This is a genomic window from Methylobacterium mesophilicum, from assembly GCF_036441335.1.
GTDB classification, from domain to species: domain Bacteria; phylum Pseudomonadota; class Alphaproteobacteria; order Rhizobiales; family Beijerinckiaceae; genus Methylobacterium; species Methylobacterium mesophilicum_B.
Genome location: NZ_MLBW01000039.1, coordinates 1 through 22,413, shown reverse-complemented (window position 1 = coordinate 22,413; position 22,413 = coordinate 1). Strand labels below are relative to the sequence as shown.

At 69.5% G+C, this 22,413-nt stretch carries 11 protein-coding genes and 1 tRNA gene; 7 read left to right on the top strand and 5 right to left on the bottom strand.

The annotated features are described in order from the left end of the window. The first annotated feature begins 49 nt into the window (after nt 1–49). On the top strand, nt 50–3,604 hold the full coding sequence (gene drmA, locus MMR14E_RS28595; RefSeq protein ID WP_331318996.1) for a DISARM system helicase DrmA: 3,555 nt from the start codon (nt 50–52) through the stop codon (nt 3,602–3,604). A gap of 7 nt (nt 3,605–3,611) precedes the next feature. After that, nucleotides 3,612–5,483 carry a DUF1998 domain-containing protein gene (locus tag MMR14E_RS28590; protein ID WP_331318995.1) on the top strand — a complete coding sequence of 624 codons (1,872 nt, stop codon included), beginning with the start codon at nt 3,612–3,614 and terminating at the stop codon, nt 5,481–5,483. A 174-nt stretch (nt 5,484–5,657) separates the two neighbouring features. Here MMR14E_RS28590 and MMR14E_RS28585 read toward each other — a convergent pair whose 3' ends face one another. From MMR14E_RS28585 to MMR14E_RS28575, 3 genes are all read right to left on the bottom strand, one after another. Next, nucleotides 5,658–8,333 carry a DEAD/DEAH box helicase gene (locus MMR14E_RS28585; RefSeq protein ID WP_331318994.1) on the bottom strand — a complete coding sequence of 892 codons (2,676 nt, stop codon included), beginning with the start codon at nt 8,331–8,333 and terminating at the stop codon, nt 5,658–5,660. Next, the gene (locus MMR14E_RS28580) at nt 8,330–15,910 is read right to left on the bottom strand and encodes a sacsin N-terminal ATP-binding-like domain-containing protein (RefSeq protein WP_331318992.1); all 7,581 of its coding nucleotides are present in this window, start codon (nt 15,908–15,910) and stop codon (nt 8,330–8,332) included. The genes MMR14E_RS28585 and MMR14E_RS28580 overlap by 4 nt, the downstream gene beginning before the upstream one ends. A gap of 564 nt (nt 15,911–16,474) precedes the next feature. Further along, a tRNA-Glu gene (locus MMR14E_RS28575) sits at nt 16,475–16,550 on the bottom strand. A gap of 147 nt (nt 16,551–16,697) precedes the next feature. Between MMR14E_RS28575 and cobU the strand changes: the two genes are divergently transcribed. The 5 genes from cobU (at nt 16,698) to MMR14E_RS28550 (ending at nt 21,022) form a co-directional block, all read left to right on the top strand. Further along, nucleotides 16,698–17,255, top strand: coding sequence for a bifunctional adenosylcobinamide kinase/adenosylcobinamide-phosphate guanylyltransferase (gene cobU, locus MMR14E_RS28570; RefSeq protein WP_331318991.1), 558 nt, complete (start codon nt 16,698–16,700; stop codon nt 17,253–17,255). Next, nucleotides 17,252–17,854, top strand: a complete 603-nt coding sequence (gene cobO / locus MMR14E_RS28565; RefSeq protein ID WP_331318990.1) for a cob(I)yrinic acid a,c-diamide adenosyltransferase — start codon at nt 17,252–17,254, stop codon at nt 17,852–17,854. Before cobU ends, cobO begins: the two co-directional genes overlap by 4 nt. A gap of 23 nt (nt 17,855–17,877) precedes the next feature. Beyond that, entirely contained in the window at nt 17,878–19,320 is a 1,443-nt protein-coding gene (locus MMR14E_RS28560; RefSeq protein ID WP_331318989.1) for a cobyric acid synthase, read from the top strand. Between the two features lie 77 nt (nt 19,321–19,397). Then, the gene (locus MMR14E_RS28555; RefSeq protein WP_331318988.1) at nt 19,398–20,744 is read left to right on the top strand and encodes an MFS transporter; all 1,347 of its coding nucleotides are present in this window, start codon (nt 19,398–19,400) and stop codon (nt 20,742–20,744) included. Nucleotides 20,745–20,845: 101 nt separating this feature from the next. Beyond that, nucleotides 20,846–21,022 carry a hypothetical protein gene (locus MMR14E_RS28550; RefSeq protein ID WP_010687019.1) on the top strand — a complete coding sequence of 59 codons (177 nt, stop codon included), beginning with the start codon at nt 20,846–20,848 and terminating at the stop codon, nt 21,020–21,022. A gap of 30 nt (nt 21,023–21,052) precedes the next feature. Here the strand turns inward: MMR14E_RS28550 and MMR14E_RS28545 are convergent, their stop codons facing one another. Both MMR14E_RS28545 and MMR14E_RS28540 read right to left on the bottom strand, forming a co-directional pair. After that, complete coding sequence (locus MMR14E_RS28545; protein WP_331319096.1) at nt 21,053–21,967, bottom strand: NAD(P)-dependent oxidoreductase; 915 nt, start codon at nt 21,965–21,967, stop codon at nt 21,053–21,055. A 178-nt stretch (nt 21,968–22,145) separates the two neighbouring features. Further along, a partial coding sequence (locus tag MMR14E_RS28540; RefSeq protein WP_331318987.1) for a cobalamin biosynthesis protein occupies nt 22,146–22,413 on the bottom strand: 268 nt, incomplete at its 5' end.

Here is a 22,413-nt window from a genome sequence, read left to right as displayed (position 1 = left end):
CATCGGCCTCGTGGGCCGGTAGTGTCCCCGCCGGGAAAGGGAGTGCCGCGTGGCCGAGACGGACGGAACGAGCGGGGGCGCCGCGACGCCAGTAGACCGGCTGTCCGCGTTGGGAGGACCGGCCTCGGCCGTTGAGGTTCGGGAGCGGCTCCTCGAACTCCTGCGACGCGACCTCGTCGGCCCGCATCCCGACCGCGATGGCGACCTCGCGCGCGAAGTGCTTGCTGGCACCAGCCCGTCGACGTGGTACCTCACCGGCTATCTTGGGCCGCGCCGGGGCGTGAGGGCTCCTGCGCCCATGAAGGGCGCTGCGGCAGACGAGGAGGCGGCAGAACTCGGGCTCGCGGCGCAGCGCGCCAGCGAGGGCATGGAGCAGGGAGCACCTGGTCCCGGCGCGGCGGCGGATGACGGCGCGACCGAGCGCCCGCCGGCCCGCTCCTTCGAGCCCTCCTCCCTCGGCCTGACGGTGCTCCTGCCGCGGGACACGGAGGAAATCACGGCGCGTGTCACATGGGGCGACTACGTCACCGAGCCGCCGCTTGACCCCGCGGTGGTCGTGCCCGCCGCTCGCGTCGCCGCAGCAGCGGCGGGCGAGCTGCCGAAGACTCCGGCGCCCGGCACGCTGCACTGGCGGCGCATCCCGCGAGAGGCTCGCATACCGATCCGCCTCGACGTGCGCCGGGACGGCGCACCGCGGACGGTAACGATTCCCGAGAGCGCCGCCCCACAGGTACCGGGTGGTGGGCTGCAGCTCGTTATCTCAGCCCGGCCGACTCGCACCGCCGGCATCGACGGGGTGCACCGCGACCTCACGGCTTTGTCGGTGTTCCTGGTGAACGCCAGGGCCGAGACGCTGCGCCGCTTTGGCGACGTCGCCTTCTGCTTCCAGGCCCGGCTCGAACTGACCTGCGAGCAGGGCTTCGCCGCGCGCGACGACCGGGCGTCCTACGCGGCAGAGGAGTTCGACGAGCGTCTCGCCGACCTACACTACCGAGACGTCTGCTCCTTCGCGGTGGGCCACAACACCTCGGGCGATTGGGCGGAGCCGGACGAGGACGGGCGGGTAAAGTGGGTTTTCACCAACCCGCTCCCGGTGCAGGAGGTCGAGAAGCTCGGCGCCGACATCGACCTGCCCGGGGTGATGCGCGGCATGGAGGCACTCGCGCAAGCCGCGGGCGACCCCGCAACGCTCAGCGCGACCCTCGCGGCTCTTCCGCAGGAGTACGCGGTCTGGGCGGCGGGACAGGCCGCTTCGGTGGCGGCCATCGAGGGCCAGCGCCGTCAGGCGGTTGCCCGCGAGTGCTTAGAGAACATCGCGACGGCGCAGGCTCGCATCGCAGGCGGTCTCGCACACTTGTTGAACGATCCCGTCAGCCGCGAGGCCTTCGCCATCGCCAACCAGGTGATGGCCCGCGCCAACCGCCAACGCGGCATGACGCTGAATGGCAAGCCCCCGGCCGAGCAACGGGCGCCGACGTGGCGCCTGTTCCAGCTCGCTTTCGTGCTCCTCAACCTCGAAGCGCTCGCCAAGCCCAACCATCCGGACCGACCTGTAGTCGACCTGCTGTTCTTCCCCACCGGTGGCGGCAAAACAGAGGCCTACCTTGGCCTCGCTGCCTTCGCGATCGCCCGGCGACGGCTCAGCCACCCTGGACTCGACGGGGCCGGGCTGTCGGTAGTGATGCGCTACACCTTGCGCCTCCTTACTCTCGACCAATTGCAGCGTGCGGCAGGCCTCGTCTGCGCTCTCGAATTGGAGCGGCGCGCGAGCGGTCGGCTTGGTACGTGGCCGATCGAGATTGGGCTGTGGCTCGGCGGTGCTGCGACGCCCAACACGTTGGGTAGCGCCAAGAACGTCAAGCCCGGCACGGCGGTACACTGGCACCGCGAGTATCGCGCCAAGCGCGGCCCAGCACCTGCGCCCCTCAAGGCCTGTCCCTGGTGCGGTACGACACTAAAGCCGGAAAGTTTCTATCTCTACCCGAATGGCACGGCTCCGCAGCGGCTCGATATTCGCTGCGACGACGTTGACTGCGCCTTCTCCAGCAGCGAGCGCCTGCCGATAGTGGTGGTGGACGATGAGATCTACCGCCGCCTGCCGGCCTTCATGATCGCCACAGTCGATAAGTTCGCCAATGTACCCTGGGAAGGCCGTGCTGGAGCCTTCTTCGGCCACGTGGAGCGAGCTGACACGACGGGTTTCTACGGCGCTGCCGAGCCAGGCGGTGGCAGTCCAATGAGCGCGCCCTTGCGCCCGATCGACCTTGTGATCCAGGACGAGTTGCACCTTATCTCGGGACCGCTCGGAACGGTGGCGGGCCTCTACGAGACCGCCTTCGATCTTCTCGCCTCGCGCACCATCGACGAGGTGCGGCGCGGGCCGAAAATCGTCGCCTCCACCGCTACGGTGCGGCGGGCCGAGGCACAGATCCGCAGCTTGTTCGGGCGCGCTCGCACGGCGATCTTTCCGCCGCCCGGCCCGAGCCGCCACGACTCCTTCTTTGCGAAGACCGATCGGGAGAGCCCCTCGCGGCTCTACACGGGGATCGCCTCACCGGGGCGAGGGCCGAAGCTCGTCTTCCTGCGCACGCTGCAGACTCTACTCGCCGGCGCACAGGCGCTCTCGTCCACCGCCGAGCCCGACCCGGCCGACCCCTATTTGACGGCCCTGTGCTACTTCAACGCACTGCGCGAACTCGGAGGGGCCCGGCGCATCGTCGACGACGAGGTGCGCACGCATCTGGCGACTTACGGGGCGCAGCGCGTGCGGCTGGAGCCGCCGGGCCAGCCCTTCGCCGACCGGGCTCTGCGCGAGATCCAGGAACTGACCTCGCGCTACAGCACCGACCAGGTCTCAGAGGCACGCACCCGGCTTGGGAGACCCGCCCGTGCCAAGGATGCGGTTGATGTCGCGCTCGCCACCAACATGATCTCTGTCGGCCTTGATATCGGCCGGCTCGGCCTGATGGTTGTGCAGGGCCAGCCCAAGACCGCCGCTGAGTACATCCAGGCCACTTCCCGCGTCGGCCGTGAGACCGAGAAGCCGGGCCTCGTCGTCACGCTGCTCAACGTCCATAAGCCGCGCGACCGCATGCATTACGAGCAGTTCCGCTCCTTCCACATGAGCTTCTACCGGGCGGTGGAGGCGACGAGCGTGACGCCTTTCGCGGCACGCGCCCTCGATCGAGCCCTCGCTGCTACTCTGGTTGCCGCGGCCCGCCACTTTGAGCCCGACCTTACGCCGAGAAGCGCCGCCAATCGGATCGCTCGAAACGGCCACGCCGCCGCGGCGGTGCGCGCTGCCTTCGAAGAGAAGATGCGAGTAGCTGGTATTGAGACAGCCGCGATCGAACGCTGCCTCGCACGAATTGATGCTCTTGCGGTGGCTTGGGCCGAGATTGCCGATCACCAGACCGCTAACGGCGACCAGTTCGTTTACGCGAACGAAGAGCCCGTGCGGCGCTTGCTCCAGGATCCGCTGGACGACCCGCCCAACATGGCGGCGAACCGCGCATGGTTCGCCGCCGGGCGCTCGATGCGAGACACTGAGCCGGTCGCGCTCCTGAAGCTGCGCGGTCCCGACGGCGCACCCCTCAGCAAGTGAACATTTGATGGCCGAAATCACCCAGAGCTTCAGCCAGCTGCTCCTGACCTATGGGCCAGGCGCCATGCTGGACTTGCCCGAACACGCAGTCGTCGTCGCGGGACTCCAAGGCTGGCGATACGCGGGCGGCTGGAACGAACTGCGCGAGGACCGGCTCGTGCCCTTGCTGCGCCAGCAGCTCGCCGGAAAGCTCAGCCCCACCTTCCACGGACTACGCCGCCCGCCCGCGCAGGACGAGGAGCGCCGCGATCCGAACGCGCCGGGCGTCGAGGTGGTGCTGTTCCCGACTTGGTTCACCGCCGACGAAGGCGACGCCGCCGAGACTGCCGAGGGCAGTGGACCCGCCCGCGCGGAGAAGCGGCGGCGCATGGTGACCTACTCCGACCTTAGCGTCACCCAAGGCGGTAAGCTCTCCTACGGAGGGGGAGGGCGCAAAAGTCCCGTCAACCCAATTCGTTTCGTTGCTGCTTGCCCGCGCGGCCACCTGCAGGACATCGACTGGCGCTTCCTCGTCCACCGCGGGCGCGACGGCACCTGTCGGAAGGAGATGTTCTGGGTCGAGCGGGGCGTGAGTTCGGATCCTGCCGACCTCTTCGTGCGCTGTACTTGCGGCGCCTCGGTCTCGCTCGGCGATCTTTACAAGCCAAAATTCCTGGGGAGGTGCGGCTGTCATAGCCCCTGGCTTCAGCCGAGGCGGCTTGCGGAGGAGGTCTGTGAGTCCGACCTCCGGTTGCTGCCGCGCTCAGCCACGAACACCTATTTCGCCCAGACTGTCACGGTGATCTCGCTCACAAGCGAGCACAGCCGGGTGCGGGAGGTCATCCAGCAGCACGGGGCGATCATCGAGAGCCTGCGGCCTCTCCCAAACTTCTTCACCATTCTCCGCACACTCCCGGCTACCAAGGAGGCCTTCCAAGAGTTCTCCGATGACGATATTGCGCGTGCGCTCGAGGAGGGAGACGCTGGCGCGGCGGCCTCAGCCCCGAACCCGCGCATCGCAGAGTTCGATCTCTTAGCCTCCGGAAAGCCAGTGATCGGCGAGGACCGAGAGGGATCCTTCCTGTTCGCCGAGACCCTCGAAAGGGGCCGGCTCGCGCTCACCCCGCCCTGGAGCGAGCTACTGCATGGGGTTGTGCGGGTTCACCGCCTGCGTGAAGTCACCTGCCTCTACGGGTTCACGCGCTTGGAGCCGCCGCCGACCACTGCTGAGAGCGAGCTCGATGAGATCCAGCTTTCTGTCGATGGCGCCGACCTCGCGCGCGACGTGGAGTGGCTGCCTGCGATCGAGCAGTACGGCGAAGGCATCTTCCTCCACTTCAAGCCGGACTTCCTGAAAGCGTGGCTGGCGCGGCCGGAGGTGGCCGATCGGGCGCAGGTGCTGCGGGATGGCGAGACCCGCGATGCTCGCCGCTTCAACCGCGAGCCCCGGCACCTAGGGATTGCCTATTGGGCGCTACACTCGCTCTCGCACGCATTGCTCTCCGAACTCGCGCTCGAATGCGGCTACCCGCTTTCGTCCCTGAAGGAGCGCATCTATGCCAGCGGTACCGGGCAAGCCCACCGATTCGGGCTTCTCATCTACACCTCAACCGCGGGCGGCCAGGGCACGCTGGGCGGCCTGAGCAGCATGGCCGAGCAGGTGCCACATATTCTCGAACGAGCCGTGAGGCACCTCGTGTTGTGCTCCAACGACCCAATCTGCGCCGAGCACGGGCCCGAGAACGATCACGACGACCGCCCCCTGCACGGGGCCGCCTGTCACGCCTGCCTTCTCGTGCCGGAGACCTCCTGCGAGGCGCGCAATACCCGGTTAGACAGAGGTCTTCTCGTCGAAACCGTTGTTGGAGCCGGCTATTCGATGTTCGATGTTTCGAGATAAGATTTAGAGCGATGCCCAGCAAATTTTGGTGCAGTTAGTCAAAGGAGGAGGCGCCACCGAATAGAGCTGCAACGTTCGAGCCTAATATAGGCCGCCAAGGTCTTGGGCCGGCCGGTTTGGTGGAGCAGCGTACAACACGGCTGCAGCAGCTTGTTCGGGTGCTTGAGGCGCCCGTCATGGCGACGCGGCTGGTTGATCGGGGACAACAGCTGCGGGTATGAGCAGCATCTCCGCTCGCGCCATCGGGCGAACAAAAATTGCTGTCGTTCGCGGCAGCTTAAGGCGCAGTGCGGTCAGAAGCCTATCGGTCGACTCTCCTGCCGCGCGCACGAATTCGCCATTCGAGACTTTAAAAGACGTTAGAGGTCTGCGCAAAGTGAGCTCATTGAGGCGGGTGAGAAGCTCCCAATCCTGAAAAACAGTTGCCGAACCGCCCAACTGTTGCACGCCGAAGATTAGGCGATGCACCGTACCTCCGGTTCCCGTCACCTCATCCTCGACGCTCGCAATAAGGAGCGGCGCATCGAGGCTGTCGAGCGACGCCAGGCGCACTGGAAGCTCACGAGCCTCTTGGACCGCGAGATCCATCAGCTGGTGCCCGACGCCGAGAACGCGGCTGGCAGCGTTCTCGCCCCTCAGCGTGCGGTCGAAAACGAGCCCCTCGTAGCGGTCGTCGACGCTCCAAGACCTCTCCCGCCATGGCGTCGGCGTCTTGAAGGCCAGACTGCCATCATCATCAGACCGGCTTACACGCCGCCCGTGCCGCTGCAAGGTCGCGGCGAAGAATGGTTCGAGGGCAGGAAGGTCGACCTTCGGCACGTCGCGGCCGACCGCCTGAAAATCAAAGCGCGCGACGTTGCCGAACAGGTCGCGGGCGGTGTCGATCACGTCGCGCCCGCCTAACGTCGCGGTCTTCTCGTCGAACCAGTCCGCGAGCCGGTTGTCGCGCCGTCCCCCCGCCCCTGCGTAGAGCTCGTTGAAGAACGCTTCGCCGGCGATGCCGATGACGAGGCGAGTGATATCCTCACGCTCCTCCATCGCATTCGACAGTGCCGCCTGGATGCGCTCCAGCTTCGCGCTCAGAAGGTCCCAGATCCTCGCCTCTACCGTAGCCGGGTTGCGCAGCAGGAAGACACGCACCTCCTCACGTTGTCCGTAGCGGGACAGGCGCCCGACGCGTTGGTGGAGCCGCATCGGATTCCAGGGCATGTCGATGTGGATCAGGGTCGAGCAGCGCTCCTGCAGGTCGATGCCCTCGCCCCCCGCCTCGGTCGAGATCAGGAAGCGGACCTTACCCCCGTTGAAGGCATCGGCGGCCACCTCCCGGCCGATGGAGATCGTCCGGAGGCCGGTTGCCGTGCGCACGCCATCGAGCCGCTCGTCGCCGTTGATGAAAGTCCCGGTGTCCGCGCCGAAGCGCGCGTTAAGGGCGTTCAGCACCAGTGCCTGCGTGGCCTTGTACTCGGTGAAGAACAGCACCGGCTCGCCGGGATCGAGTTCCGTCTCAATGAGGTCGAGGAGCCGCGCAATTTTGGTCTCCGGTGAGGCCGCGGCGGCGAGCGCGATCAGCTCGTCGAGCCGCGCGATCTCGTTCTCCATCAGCAGGGCGGCGAACTCCGCGGCCGCGTCCTCCTCGTCGCCCGGCTCTGCCTCGGACGGCGGAGACCTGTCGCGACCGCCGCCCGCCGCCAGTGCCCGCTCCAGCTTGGCCCGCCGTCGGGTCAGGGCGCTCTGGATCGCGGCGATCGAGCTCGCGGCGAGCTTCTGCAGAGTGATGAGCACCAGCATGCGGGTGGTCTGTGCCCGCCCAGTGAGCGTGTCCGCGTAGGCACGCCCGTCGAGGATGAAGTCGCTAAGCGTGCGGTAGAACAGGTCCTCGGCCCCGGAATAGGCGTAATCGCGGCTCTCGGTGACGACGGGCCGGAAGAGCCGCTCACCCTTCAGGTCCGTCACCGTAGCCTTGTTGTTGCGGATCATCGCCTGCGACAGGGCGGCGAGCTGCCCCTCGCGGTCCGCTTCGGGGTCGAACAAGTCCGGTCGCAGCAGCCGCATCAGGCCGAAGAAGCCGTAATCCTTGCCCCGGTGGGGCGTGCCGGTAAAGAGCAGCAGCGAGGAGACGCGGCCGCGCTCCTGCATCTCCCGCAGAAGCCCGTACGCGAGGGTGTCACCGCTGCGCTCGTCGAGGTTGAGGTGGTGAGCCTCGTCAACGATCACGAGGTCCCACGGCTCGGCTTCCAGGAGCCGGGTCCGCGCGCCACGCCCGTCGGCACGCAGGGTGTGGAACGAGGCCACCGCCATCGTGGCCGTGTCCCAGAAGTTGCCCCGCGCCGAGTCGGCCGCCGCCGCGTATTGCTGCAGGCGGATATCGAACATGGCCTTCAGGCGCGCGCGCCACTGCGGCACGAGCTTAGCGGGCGCGAGGACCAAGAGCCGGCGCACGCGGTTCGCGGCGAGCAGCGGCATCAGGATTAGCCCGGCCTCGATCGTCTTCCCGAGGCCTACGTCGTCGGCGACGAGCCAGCGGAACGGCCACGTGGCCGTAACCTTGCGGCAGACCCAGAGCTGATGGGGCAGGATCTGCACCCGCGAGCGCGAGAACACACCCCACTGCTCGTTGACGGAGGTGATGGCGAGCGCCTGAGCGCGCAGCACCGCCTCGACCGGGTCGCCGGCTCGGCCCTCGGCGAGCGCAGCAGCGAGGCTCGCCGCGGCGGTTAACTCGCCGGCCGGCACGCGCTGCAGCCCACTTTCGAACTCGACGATGACGAGGTCGCCACTCTGTAGCACCACTCGGCCGGCGCCATGGCGCGGATGTTCGACGGCCGCACTCGGCGCGAAGGCAGAGCTCATTCGGCGGCATCCATGAAGCCGTCCTCCTCGTCTTCGTTTTCTTCCAGCCAGGGCGCAGCGTCATTCAGCAGGCCCCCACGGAAGCGCAGCAGGTCGGGCACGTAGGCAGCCCGCGTGACGAGTTGCAGCGGCAGGTCGCCGTCGGACAGCAGCAAAGCCGCATGCCGGGGTGGAAGTCGGTCCGAGACGAACCGCCAGATCGCGATGCTGCGGTCCATCGAAGGTTCATCGCCGAGCCCCGCGCCGAGGTCGTTCAGGAGCCGACGGACGCGTCCGGTCGAGGCCCAGCCGTAGGGCGATATGAGGGATCGCCTGCGCTCGTCCCAGAAGCCCGTCCGCGCCAGTTCGCGCATCATCCAGTTGGCGCCGAGGCCGAGCGTGCGCACCAGCGGCGCTGCCTCGATGCCCGCCTCGCGCCAAATCGGCGAGAAGGACGGCGTAAAGAGATCGCTCAGACTGATATTGGACGTCGGCGCGCTGCCGATCGCGCGCGGCAGGTTCGTGGCGATCCAGGCGTAGTGAGGCAGCCAGTGGGCGATCTTGTAGAGATCGATCAGGGTGCGGCGCCACCGCCAATGCGCAAGGTCTGGCTGCGCGTCGCTCGCCCAGTCGCGCAGGCGAGCGAGCCAGACTTCGGGGCCTTCCGCCGGCGGCGCCCGCGAGAGGTCCGCCCACCAGCCCGTCGCTGCCGCAGCTTCGATGAAGCTTCGGTGCTGCCCGTCCTGCGCGCCGCCGAAGCCCTGAAAGCAAGCTAGCGCCAGGAAGGTGAACCACCCCGCACGGTCGTCGAGATCCCTGCGGTTCGACGCCGGCAGCAGGGATGAGGGACGGAAGTTCGCTGGATAAACCCGTTCCTCGTAGTTGCGAGTCAGCTCCCCGCGCTTCTCTGCCCACCAGGTCCAGATCGCGTCGAGCACGTCGGCGGCGGAGTGGGCGGGGGCCGGATTTTCCTCGTAGACGAAGGCCGAGGCCGGCACCGGCGGGGCGTAGTTGGTTAGCTTGGCCCGCAGCTTGTTGCGCTCATCGGCCGTCAAGCCATGCGCTGGAGGGCCGTCAGCCAGGGTCTCTAGAGGCTGCATCCAGGCGGGCGGCGAGCGGCGCACGGCGGCGAGAAAATCCTCACGATCGTCCTCGGCGACGAGGAAGCGCAGCACCGCCTCGCGCGCATCTTGCGTCACGGCACGCTCCGCCCACTCGCGGTGAAGCTCTCCGCCGGGGCCGTAGCCGGACTCGTTGCGGGCTAGCAGCACGAACTCCAGGCCTTGCGCGTCGTAGGCGCTGTCGAGGACGCGTTCGGGTGGGGCGAAGCGAGCCCGCAAAATCTCCCGGGTGGACTCTGGTCGGGGCACCGTGAGATCACCGACAGAACACCATGCTCCATTGCAGTTCAGGAACAAGGCTCGCTTGGCGAGTGTGCGCAGCTGCGCGCCCTCTTCTTGCAGCGGTGATCGATTGAGAGCGTCGCGGCTAAGGACCGCGCCGAGCCGGGCCGCCATCGCGGGTGTGACACGGTGGTTTGCCGCCGTAAGTTCATCGCCCAGGACGCGCTCGGCCGTGATGGTCGGCAGCGCACCAAAGCCGAGCCGCACCAAGTCAGCCGCCGTCTCGCGCCCGACCATCCTGCCGCGCCGGCCTGCCATGCTCTCCCAGTGCGCGATCGCGTCCTGCAGCGCCTGGTTGCGCAGAGCGCCGCCGAACACGCCCGCGGCGTCGCCCGCGCGGATCCGCTCGCTCGCCGGTGCACCTTCGCCCGCCGGGACAACAGGAGCAAACGCCGCGAGCGCGCCGAGGCCGCGGCCCTGTCCGTGGAGCCCGCAAGCGAGAGCATCATCGAGGTCGTCGCGCAGGAGGTCCCACAGACGCGCGAAGAAGTGCAGTTGCGGCGCTTCGACTGGGTCGAGGCCGAGCGCCGCGGCGAGACCCGGCCAGTCCTCCGTCGCTGCGCGGTGGAGCGCCAGAAGGCGCTGGCCAAGCGTGACGCCGAGATTGGCGAACAGCTCGGCTTGAGCCTCGGCCCCGCTTGCGAGGGTGGTCCGGTTGGGGCTGAGCGGGAAGGGACCGTCGAGCATCCAGCCGGCGCTGACAGAAGCGTCGAGCGGCGCTGTCCACCACAGGCGGGGCGCGCCGTCGAACGACACCGGGCCGGTATCACCGCGCTTGAGTGCCAGGATGTAATTATCGCCTAGGTCGAGGAGGAGCGCCGCGAACGGGTGCGCCCCGTCCACGACGGCGACCCGGATCCCTTCGACTTCGGCGATCGACCGATCTGGCTGCCGCTCGTAGACGCGCGACACGATTCCGTTCTGCACTTCCACGCGCCGGATCGCCTTAGCGAAGAGCGGCAGGAAAGGGGCACAGGCGGCGAAGCGCTCGACCGCGCGTGTTCCGTACTCGGCACGGCCCACGTCGAACGGCACTCGGATCAGCGTCGCCGGGCACTGGTCTCGGCTGTGATCGGCTACCTCGCCAGGTCCCCCGGCCCATCGGGCCGGGAGCATCCCACCGACAATTCGAGCGGCCAGGAGGTCGGACGCGACGGAAACCTCGCTGCTCAGTGCATGGACGGATTTGAAGCCGAGTCCGTACTTGCCCGTGGTCTCCGAGCCGCCCGGTTTGTCCGAAACGTGCATAAGGAGCATGTTCTGGAGGTCGCGGTGGTAGTTCTTGCGCTCTCCTGTCTCGCGGTCCGGGCCGCGGTGATTGATCGGGCGTCCCCAGTGGACAGCGTCGAAGCGGTCAGGCCTCGCCCGCAGAAGGAAGGCCCGCGGCCCTTCCGACGGTTTGCGTTGAAGCGTGGCGTCGTCGGCGTTCTGGAACAGTTCGAGCACGACACGCGCCGGATCGTATCCGAACTCCTCCACACGTCCTCGCACGCAGCGGAGAAGCGCAGCCTGGGCCTCGGGGCTGTCCATCAGCCCGTCCCACAGTCGCTTCTCCGCATCAGCGCGGGCTCCCTCCCGCGCAGCTGGAAGAGAGTGTCGGGTGTCGGTGTCCCTCTCGTGTGCCTCGATCAGCGGCCGCAGCACGGGGTCGGCTTTAAGCCGGAGCTGCCGGAGAACGGTCGGCAACTCCTCGCGCAGGACCGCCTGGGTTCGGTCGATGAGATCCTGCGCGAGTTCCCCGACCATGCCGCGTAATCCGTTCACGGCCTTTACCTGATGCGGCATGAAGAGGCAGAGGCAGCGATCGGCGATCGTGCGGACGAGATGGCGCATCTCGACGATAACCTCTGGAGCCGATGCGTCCTGCAGGGCGGACGGCCGGATCTGGAGGACGTGGACGTTCACAGTGCGCCCGTTCGGCAGGCGCATCCGGCGGGCGGTCTCGTGCCCGTTGCCGATCAGGAGCGCGCGACCGCCGTCCCGCCGCGCCTCGAAGCGGTCGCCACTGAGTGCAACCGCCCAGACGTCATCGCCAACGACCCGCTCTAGGAGGAAGCGCCGCGCCTCGACTTCCTCGGCCAGCGTTACGCGCGAGAGACAGGCGTTGACTACCCGGTCAATGTCGCCCAGGTGGTCGTCGATCCCGAGTGTCGCGCTTCCCTGCCACTGCGCCATGACCGCGCGCATGGCAGGGAATCGACCGGTGAGACCGAGCAGGGTGAGGGCGAGATCCTCCGGAAGGCGCCTGCGCAATGTCCTTAGGAATTCGTCGAAATCCTGCGCCGAGCGGGCATCCAGGTCGTGAAGGATTTCATCGGCCGAAGCTGCGTATGGGCCTCGGGACGCTGGTCCGGCTGCATCCGAATTGAGGCCGGCCGGAGCATCTCCGGACCGCCTGAGGGCGTCAGCTAGATCCGGATCAAGCAGGTAGGCCGGCGCGAGGCCGGCGCCGTGCACCGCGACCTGCTGCCCCTGCCGCCATCCGCCGTCGCAGGTCGGAACGGCCGTCCCTGTGAAGAGCCGGTGGCGCGCCGCCGCATCAAGGCACACGACGCCCGCCTTGAACGCGGCGCGGTAGAGGCCCCGCGCCGCCTCCTCCCGGCCGCCACCCAAGAGCGCCGCTTCGGCAAGCGCGTTCAGGACAGCGCTCAGATCCTCAACCCTGCGGGCGGGCGCTAGAGCGGCAAGGCAGGGCGCGGCCAGGGTTGAATCCCCGGCCTTGTCGTCCAGGAGCGCCGCGGCAAGCAGCCAGCCGGGCAGCGCGAGGTCTGCGCCCGCCCGCGCGAGCGTCGACAGGTCGCGGCGGTGCTCCTCGCTCCAGGCCACGGGCAGGCCAACGAGGCCGCACTCCCTAACCTGTAGCGCCAAGGCGTCGAACGACTCCTTCGCGTCCGGCAGGATCGCGGCCCGGAGCTGCGCGAAGCCGCGGTGCGCGCGGATCTCCGGGGGCAGGCTCGCCGCCGGATGGAACGCGAGCGCATCGCCTCGCCCCAAGATGCGTGACGCCGCCGCGCCGACCCCTTCCGGCAACGCTAGCACGCTCCCTGGCGAGACAAGGTGCCCGCCGACTGTCAGCCAGGCGAACCCGTGCAGGCCGTGGCGCAGCTCGGGCGGAACAGAGGCCGCGTCGGAATCGGCGAGCGCGTCAAGGATGGCGTCCTGGAGGATTCCCGGCGCCACGGCGCCATCGCGCAGGCCGCGCAGGGCAGCCCACAGCTCGGCATTGGCGTCGTGCGGCGGCAGGAGTTCGGATTGCTTCCTCAGTGCCTCTGCGCTCGCCGCCGTCCGCACGCGACGGAGAAGGCCGGTGAGCGCGCGGGGGACTGGCCTATCGGCCGCGAGGCACATCGTCTCGTCAATAGCGACCCGCCCGCCGTCCTCCAGCTCGTGGATCGGCAGGCGGCGCAGGAGGTCGGCGGACAGCCCGCTCTCCAGCAGGATCCGTCCCTCCTCCTCGGACGCCTCGAACCGCCCCTGCGCGAGCGCTTCTTCGAGCCGGCGTTCGAGTTCCGGACGGTCCAGTGGGGTCAGGGCAAGGGCGCTCTGCTCCCGCGGGGCCAACTCGGCCAGGATAGAGTCCGCGGCCAGGAAGGTCGACGTGCTTCCCCGCAGAAGGCGCTCGACCAGCGGCGCCAGCCCGGGCGGGACATCGTGGTAGAGCTTCGTCCCGACCATTCCGGCTTCGGCGACACCCACCAACAGCCGGCGCAAGGCCGCGACCTGCGCCGCTGGATCCGGCGCCCCAGGCTCTTTGATCCTCCTCACCAGCGCCCCGCGCGCGTCTGCGTCGTCGCTGAACCGCCTGGCGGCGTTGACGAAACGGATCATGGCGGCGGAGTCCATGGTCCTACCTCGTCCGTCCGTCCCGATAACGTTGTCGAAAAGCTCGGCATCGTTGGACGGGACGATGGAGAGCGAAAGCTCCGGAAGGGCCGGAAGCGCGACCTTCACATTCGCATTGGTGATCGGCGATGCTAGGAGGAGCGTTCCTCCCGCTGCCGCTAGGGACAGATCGCTGATCGACAGCACCCGGCGCTCGCCTTCCGGCTGCTGCATGACCGAGAACAGGCGGATGCCACGCAGGTTGCCGTCGCTGGCGAGGGCCGAAAAAGGTGCGTTGCTTGCTGCGATCAGATGCGTCGCCGCCAGAGCAGCCTGCTCGGCGCGCACGCTGTCTTGCTCTTGCACCGCGAGCGGTTCAATCGCACGGAGCATGGCAGCGAGAAGCTGGCGGTCCCGCAGGAGAGACGGGCGATTGCCGTCTTGCCAGTCTTCACTCACCACCACGACTCCAGAGGCCGCGGAGGCGAGGGCGCCGAGGATGCTGCTATGTGCCGCCCGCTTGGGCAGGAACACGATCGTGCCGTTGGGAATGTGGCGCACGATTGCCCGCATGGTCTCGTCGGGCGCGAAATTTCCGTCAAGCTGCATCGCATCCTGCAGCTTGCAGCGGAGCACGGCGCCGACGGTCTCATCGGTGGTCGGGCCGGGTCGGGCACTGTCGAGGATATTTGCCAGGGCAGCAGCCCGCTTGCGGTTCCGGAAGACGCTGGGCGGCACCATCTCTAACAGGTCGGCGAGTTCGGCTGCACTCCACGCCGGGACCGCCGTCGCGAGCACCCGCGGCGCGCCATCCTCGTCCGCTGCGCAGATCGCGAGCCCGCGGCGCGCCGCAAAGGCGTCGAGGTTAGGCAGGAGCGCCCCCAGCTCCGCGGGCGAGCCGAGGAGGGCGCCCGGAAGCGGCCGGAGGGCCGTCGCCGGGTCGAGTACCGTCCAGGCGGGCGCACGCCCGTCCCAGACCTCCGCCAGAACGGACCGGGCGCTGATTGCGGCCCGGTTGACGGCGAACCACCGGCTAGCGGTGAGCGCACGCACGACACCCGCGAGGTCGTTCGCCGACAGCACAGTGTCAGCGAGCGCGCACTGGAGCAGGCGTGGCAGGCTCGCCAACACCACGTCGTCGCGCAGGGCGCGATTCCAGCGGGCGGTCACGGGAGCACCCTCTCGCGCGCTCTCATCCGCGCCGTCCTCTGCCAGACCCAAGATCGCACGCCGTCCGGAATCGACGAAGAAGTAGCCGTGCAGGAACAAGCGCAGGGCAAGCGGTGGTTCGGAGGCCGGCCCGATCCCGATCTCCTGGGAGGGCCGTTCGCCGGTCGGCAGGAAGACTCCCCAGTCGATTGCAAGGCCGGGTACCGCCGGCGCGCCGCGCACTAGCAGGGCCGCGCCGTGCGGCAGGGCCTTCTCGGGCACCCTCTCGTTCTCCAGCGTCAGCGTCGACGGCCAGTCCGGATTGGCCTTGATCGCCCTGAAGCGATCGTCAGACGATAGGATCTCGATGCCGGAGAAGCGGATCTCCTGCGATCCCGACGGCGTCGACAGCGCGATGTTGCCGCCGAAGGAACGCTCCTCACCGGCCGCCGCGCCGGACGGCCCGTCCTCCGCCTCGGACAAGAGCGAGAGGCGCCCGCCGGAGCGGACGAGCGAGACCTCGCTCGCGCCATCCCACCTCAGATCGATCCGATCGAGGTGACGCGTCGCAGCGAGGATCGTCGCGAGATCCGATGTCCGGCTCAACTCGTTCATGAGCCTCCGGCGCGCTTCTTCCCCGTCGAACCGCGCCTCGACGAAGGCCATGCCGGCGGAGGGGCACAGGTCGTTGCGCCTGAGCGGCAGCCAGAGCGCGAGGTACTGGCCGGGGAAGGCCGCACCGTCTACCTGCGCGTGCAGGAGGGCGGCGTCGGGCTCGATCTCTTCCCACGGCCCAGTCGTCACGCGGGTCTTCTCAATGCCGTGATAGGGATTGACGACGAAGGGCACGAAGCCGTCGCCGTAACCAGCCGGCGCTACTACGAAGGCGTCGCAGAGATGGAACACCGCCTTCTGCCCGAGGCCGAACCGGCCCGCTGAGCCGGCCTCCTCCGTCTTGCTACTGGCCGAAGCGTGCCTGATGCCCTCCTCGTTTTGCTTCGTGTACCGGCCATCGTTCACCACGAGCAGGCCCGGACCGCGCAACAGCGGGTTCGCGGCGCCCGCGATCCCCTTCCGCAGATCGACTGAGAGGCTTGCGGCACCCGCATCGTCGGCGTTCTGAAGCAATTCCTTTAGTATTGAGAAGCGGGTCTTGTAGCGGTCCTGCAAATTGTTCCGGATCGACAGAACCACCGAGCGCGCATCGACCTCGTACGCGGGCATCCGCTTCGCCTCTATGGGGGTGAGCTGGTCCTTTGGGCCGGATCGACGAAGCGGAAGGACCAACGACGTTCCGAGGACGATAAGGTCAAGCTTGGCTCAGCGCCAGACGATGATCAAGTCAGTTGCATTGCGGAGCGGCGAGGATCGCTTACAGAAGCCACAATGAGCGGATCGAGGCAGGACTCCTGACGCTAGACTAGGAGATCGAGGTCTCGCCCGTGCCAGCGCGGTCAGACCGGAGCCCAGGCGCACGAGCGCGTCGTCGGTGCCGTCGCTGGGCTAGGACAAGACGGCTTGAACGCCGCTCCGCGCTACGTTGGTTCGCCGCAGATTTGCAATGCGAGAATGAGAGTCTCCTGAGGCCACAACTCGCATCGCCAGCTTGGCTCTTTCAGCACCTGGAACCAAACGTTCTTGGTATCCACCAACAGGCCGATCGGCGCCCAGTGAGGCCGGGTAGCAGCACGGCCGTCTCCTGCCATGCACAAGGATGCAGATAGCAGTAACTGTGTGAGATACTTCTGTGAGCCGCACGCCAAAATCGAGCTAAGTGCTTGATTTTACTGGCGCGCCCTACGGGAATCGAACCCGTGTTTTCGCCGTGAAAGGGCGACGTCCTGGACCGCTAGACGAAGGGCGCTCTGGCTGGGCCGGGGTTCTATAGTCGGACCGGAGACGCCCGGCAACCGTCCAGGCGCGGCACAGGTGCCACAGGTCCCGAGTTTGCGGGTCCTGGATCTGTCGGTCCTGCGTTTGACCGCGCGCCGGGTTGGGGCGATGGAGAGCCATGCCCCAGCCCACTCCTCGCATGACCCTCGTCCTCGGCGGGGCGCGGTCCGGCAAGAGCGCCTACGCGGAGGGGCTGATCGAGACCTGTCCCGGCCCGTGGCTCTATCTCGCCACCGCCCAGGCCTTCGACGACGAGATGGTCGACCGCATCGCCCAGCACCGCGCGCGGCGCGGCGGCGCCTGGCGCACCCGCGACGTGCCGCTCGCCCTGCCGGAGGCGGTCGCCGAGGCCGATGGACCGGTCCTGGTCGACTGCCTCACGCTCTGGCTCACCAACCTGATCCTGGCGGAGGCCGACGTGGCTCAGGCGACGGCGCGGCTCCTCGCCGCCTGCGCCGGCGCCCCGGGCCCGCTCGTGCTGGTCGGCAACGAGGTCGGGCTCGGGATCGTCCCCGACAACGCCCTCGCCCGGCGCTTCCGCGACGCCGCCGGCCGCCTCCACCAGCAGCTCGCCGCGCGGGCCGACCGGGTCGTGCTCACCGTGGCCGGCCTGCCGCTGGTCGTGAAGCCGCCGGCCCCGCAGACACAAGCCCCCCCGACAGGAGCCTCCGCATGACCGACGACGCCGCGCGCCACCGGGAGAAGATGGAGAAGCGCAAGGCCGTCCAGGACGCCGAGGTGGCCGCCAAGACCCTCGAGAAGGGCCTCCTCCTCGTCCATACCGGCCCCGGCAAGGGCAAGAGCACGGCGGCTCTGGGGCTGATGCTGCGGGCGCTCGGCCGCGGCTGGCGGGTCGGCACGGTGCAGTTCATCAAGGGCGGCTGGGATACCGGCGAGCGCCACGCCGTGGCGGCCTTCGGCGACCGGGTCGTCTGGCACACCCTGGGCGAGGGGTTCACCTGGGAGACGCAGGACAAGGCCCGGGACATCGCCGCCTGCCGCCACGCCTGGGAGGTCGCCGCGGGGCTGATGGCCGACCCGACGATCCGCCTGCTCGTCCTCGACGAGCTGAACATCGCGCTGCGCTACGAGTACCTCGACCTCGATGCCGTCGTCGCCGCCCTCCGCGCGCGCCGGCCGGACCTGCACGTCGTGGTCACCGGCCGCAACGCCAAGCCTGCCCTGATCGAGGCCGCCGACCTCGTCACCGAGATGGGCAGCGTCAAGCACCACTTCGCCGCCGGCGTGAAGGCGCAGGAAGGGATCGAGTTCTGAGCCCGAAGCGGACAAAGGCCCTGATGATCCAGGGCACCGGCTCCGACGTCGGCAAGTCGCTGATCGTGGCGGGGCTGGCGCGCGCCTTCACGGAGCGGGGCCTGAGGGTCCGGCCGTTCAAGCCGCAGAACATGTCGAACAACGCCGCCGTCACCGCGGACGGCGGCGAGATCGGCCGGGCGCAGGCGCTCCAGGCCCGGGCCGCCCGGGTGGCGCCCTCCGTGCACATGAACCCGGTCCTGCTGAAGCCGCAGAGCGAGGTCGGCTCCCAGGTTGTGGTGCAGGGCCGGATGGTCGCCACCGTGAAGGCGCGCGACTACCAGGCCTGGAAGCCCCGGCTGATGTCCGCCGTCCTCGACAGCTTCGCGCGCCTCGCGGAGGAGGCCGACCTCGTCCTCGTCGAGGGCGCGGGCTCGGCCTCCGAGGTCAACCTGCGCGCGGGCGACATCGCCAATATGGGCTTCGCCCGGGCCACCGACACGCCGGTGGTGCTGGTCGGCGACATCGACCGGGGCGGGGTGATCGCGAGCCTCGTCGGCACGCGGGCGGTGATCGACCCGGAGGACGCCGCGCTGATCGCCGGCTTCCTCGTCAACCGGTTCCGCGGGGACCCGAGCCTGTTCGCCGACGGCATGCGGCTGATCGCCGAGCGGACCGGCTGGGCGGCGCTCGGCCTCGTGCCGCACTTCCCCGACGCGGCGCGCCTGCCGGCCGAGGACGTGCTGGGACTGGCGGGCTCCGACGCGCGCGGGCCCGGAGCCCTCACGGTGGCGGTGCCGGTGCTCCCGCGCATCGCCAATTTCGACGATCTCGACCCCCTGCGGGCCGAGCCCGGCATCTCCGTGGTCCTGGTCCGGCCCGGCACGCCGATCCCCGCCGGGGCCGCCCTCGTGCTGCTGCCGGGCTCCAAGACGACGATCGACGACCTGGAGGCTTTCCGCCGCGAGGGCTGGGACGTCGACCTGCGCGCCCATGTCCGCCGGGGCGGCCGGGTGCTCGGCCTGTGCGGCGGCTACCAGATGCTCGGAAGAAGCCTCGCCGATCCGCACGGGATCGAGGGGGCGCCGCGCACCGTGCCGGGCCTCGGGCTCCTCGACGTCGACACCGTGATGTCGCCGGAGAAGCGCCTCGCCGCCGTCACCGGCACGAGCCTGCCCGACGGCGTTCCGTTCTCCGGCTACGAGATGCATATCGGCACGACCGCGGGGCCCGACGCGGACCGGCCGCTGCTGCGCCTCGCCGACGGGCGCCCGGACGGGGCGGTCTCGGCGGACGGGCGCGTGGCCGGGACCTACGTCCACGGCCTGTTCGTCGACGACGCCCAGCGGGCGGCGTGGCTCGCGCGCCTCGGCACCGTCTCGGCGGGCGCCGGCTACGAGGCCGGGGTCGAGGCGGCCCTCGACGGCCTCGCGCGACACATCGCGGCCCATGTCGACTGCGACCGGCTCCTGGCGCTTGCCCGGTAGGCGGCGCCTGAGCCAGGGATTACTCTGTGTAATGCCGGCCCCGCCACGAAGGGCCGCACCGCCCGGAGGAACGCCCCATGCCGCCCACGCCGTCCCCCGCCGGGGAGGATCTCGCCGCGAGCACCGTCCGGACCGTGACCCTGCGGCTCATGCCGCTCCTCGGCCTGCTCTACCTGATCGCCTATATCGACCGGCAGAACGTCTCCTACGCCAAGCTGGAGATGGTCGGCAGCCTCGGCCTCTCCGAGACCGCCTACGGGCTCGGGGCCTCGCTGTTCTTCCTCGGCTACTTCCTGTTCGAGGTGCCGGCCAACGTCTTCCTGGAGCGGGTCGGCGCGCGGATCTGGTTCGCCCGGATCATGATCACCTGGGGGATCGTCACCGTCCTGCTGGGCTTCACCCAGGGCACGGCGATGTTCTACGTGCTGCGCTTCCTGCTCGGCGTCGCCGAGGCGGGCTTCTTCCCCGGCGTGCTGTTCGCCCTGACCCTGTGGTTCCCGCAAGCGCACCGGGCGCGGATGGTCGGCTGGTTCATGATCGCGAGCGCGATCGCCAACGCGGTCGGCGCGGCGGTCGGCGGCGCGCTGCTCGGCCTCGACGGGCTCCTCGGCCTCCAGGGCTGGCAATGGGTGTTCCTGGCCACCGGCGCGCCGGCGATCCTCATGGCCGCGGTGGTGCTGTTCGTCCTCCCGGACGGCCCCGAGACCGCGCCCTGGCTGTCGCAGGCCCAGCGCGACTGGCTCGCCCGCACGCTCCGGGCCGAGCGCGAGGACGGCGGCCACGTCGACCACGGCAACCCGTTCGCGGCGCTCCTCGACCGGCGGGTGCTGATGCTCGCCGGGGTCTACGTCTCCCTGCCGCTCGCCGCCTACGGCCTCGGCTACTGGCTGCCGACCGTGGTCAAGGGCTTCGGCGTCTCGAACCTCACCAACGGCTTCCTCAACATCATCCCGTGGCTCGCCACGGCCTTCGCCCTGTGGTGGGTGCCGCGCCACGCCGCCCGCACGGGGGCGCAGGGCAACGCGCTGACCTGGCACGTGGTCGGGCCGGCGCTGGTCGGGGCGGCGGGCCTGGCCCTCAGCGTCGTCCTGCCGGGCAATGCCGTGAAGTTCGCCTGCCTGTGCGTGGCCGCGGCCGGGACCTTCGCGGCCCAGCCGGTCTTCTGGTCGATGCCCGGGACGTTCCTGCGCGGCGCCTCGGCGGCCGCCGGGATCGCGGCGATCAACTCGGTCGGCAATCTCGGCGGCTTCGTCGCCCAGAACGCCGTGCCGTTCATCCGCGATCAGACCCGGAGCGACCTCGTGCCGATGCTGTTCCTGGCCGCCTGCTTGGCCCTGGGCGCCGGACTCATGTTCGTGGTGCTCTCCGCCCTGCGCCGCGACGCGGCGCGGCGGGCGGTGCCGACGGCCGCGAGACCGGCCTGAACACGGCACGGATTCGTGCGTTATCCTTCCTCAGGCCGGCTCGTCCGGCAAGATGATGCAGACCCGCAAGCCCGCGGGCCATCGTCGAGGAGGGCACCGCGATGAGTCAGGGATTTCCGCTCATGATCCTCGCCTTCGGGACGCTCGGCGGCATCTGGTTCCTGGCCGCCGCGGCCCGGAAGCAGGTCGCCGACGCGAAGGGCAGCCCGGAGCGCTCCAGCGTGATCCACCACCACGGCGGCGAGCCGCGCCCGAACATGCAGGGCACCGAGCACTGACGCGACCGCGGCGTCCCCGCCGCGCGTCCGTCAGCCCGCCGCGATCCGCCGGCAATGGTCGAGGGCGGCGCCGATCAGGTTGTCGCTGGCCTCGGGCGTGCGGAACGCCGAGTGCGCCGACAGGGTGACGGTGGGCAGGCTCGCCAGCGGGTGATCCGCCGGCAGGGGCTCGACCGTGAACACGTCGAGCCCGGCCCGCGCCACGTGGCCGGCGCGCAGGGCCTCGACCAGGGCGGCCTCGTCCACCACCGCCCCGCGGGCGGTGTTGATCAGCATCGCGCCGGGCTTCATCGCGGCGATCCGCGCGGCCGACAGGAACCCGCGCGTCGCGTCGGTCAGGAGCAGGTGGAGCGAGACCACGTCGCTCTCCGCGAGCAGGTGCTCGAGCGGGACGAAGTCGACGCCGGGATGGGTCTTCGGAGTCCGGTTCCAGGCGAGCACCCGCATGCCCGCGCCCCGGCACAGCCGCGCCATCTCGGCGGCGATCCCGCCGAACCCGACGAGGCCGACGGTCTTGCCGGTGAGCTGGATGCCCTCCGTGCGCAGCCAGGATCCGGCGCGCATCGCCCGGTCCATCTCGGGCAGGCCGCGGGCGGCGGCCCACATCAGCGCGAAGGCGCACTCGGCGACCGCCGTGTCGCCGTAGCCCTTGATGGTGTGGACGCTGACGCCGAGCGCGTCCCGGAGCGCCTCCGGGTCCATGTAGCTGCGGGCGCCGGTGCCGAGGAACACAACGTGCTTCAGGCCCGCGCAGGCCCGGGCCACGTCGAGGGGGAGGGCGGTGTGGTCGATCACCGCGGTCTCGGCGCCGTCGAGGACCGCGGGCAGATCCTGCGGCGCGATGCCGGGATCCGCGTGGATCGCGAAGGGCGGGTCGTCGGGCCGCAGCAGCCGCCGGGCCACCGCCGCCAGGGTCTCGCTGGCATCCACGAACACGGCGCGCATCGGCGTCTCTCTCATCCAGTCCCGTCCGGCCACGATGCGTCCGGTGCGCGGACCGTGCCAAGGCCCGATCGAACGGCGCTCCGTCTCGGCGAGCGGCGCGGAGCCAGCCAGGGCAGCGGGCGCCCCGTCCGCGTGGCGCGGCTGGATTGCTTCGCTCCGCTCGCGAAGACGGCGTGGCTCAGCCCGTGAGCGACAGGCAGAGCCCGAGGAGCGCCAGCACGAGCCCGCCCTGGAGCCAGCAGGCCGTCCGGTAGAGGGTCAGGGCCCGGGCGATGTCGTCGGCCGTGGCCGCGTCCCGGCCGTCGCCCATATGGGCGTCCGGGACGAGGGTCCCGTCATAGACCCGCGGCCCCGCGAGCCGCAGGCCGAGCGCCCCGGCCATGGCGGATTCGGGCCAGCCGGCATTCGGCGAGCGGTGCCGGCGCGCGTCCCGGGCCATGGCCCGG

What these genes read in the sequence shown, in the direction of transcription:
- MMR14E_RS28580 (WP_331318992.1), bottom strand. Translation starts at nt 15,910, where the DNA reads ATGCCCGCGTACGAGGTCGATGCGCGCTCGGTGGTTCTGTCGATCCGG.
- cobO (WP_331318990.1), top strand. Translation starts at nt 17,252, where the DNA reads ATGACCGACGACGCCGCGCGCCACCGGGAGAAGATGGAGAAGCGCAAG.
- MMR14E_RS28550 (WP_010687019.1), top strand. Translation starts at nt 20,846, where the DNA reads ATGAGTCAGGGATTTCCGCTCATGATCCTCGCCTTCGGGACGCTCGGC.
- MMR14E_RS28590 (WP_331318995.1), top strand. Translation starts at nt 3,612, where the DNA reads ATGGCCGAAATCACCCAGAGCTTCAGCCAGCTGCTCCTGACCTATGGG.
- MMR14E_RS28585 (WP_331318994.1), bottom strand. Translation starts at nt 8,333, where the DNA reads ATGAGCTCTGCCTTCGCGCCGAGTGCGGCCGTCGAACATCCGCGCCAT.
- cobU (WP_331318991.1), top strand. Translation starts at nt 16,698, where the DNA reads ATGCCCCAGCCCACTCCTCGCATGACCCTCGTCCTCGGCGGGGCGCGG.
- MMR14E_RS28555 (WP_331318988.1), top strand. Translation starts at nt 19,398, where the DNA reads ATGCCGCCCACGCCGTCCCCCGCCGGGGAGGATCTCGCCGCGAGCACC.
- MMR14E_RS28545 (WP_331319096.1), bottom strand. Translation starts at nt 21,967, where the DNA reads ATGCGCGCCGTGTTCGTGGATGCCAGCGAGACCCTGGCGGCGGTGGCC.
- MMR14E_RS28560 (WP_331318989.1), top strand. Translation starts at nt 17,878, where the DNA reads ATGATCCAGGGCACCGGCTCCGACGTCGGCAAGTCGCTGATCGTGGCG.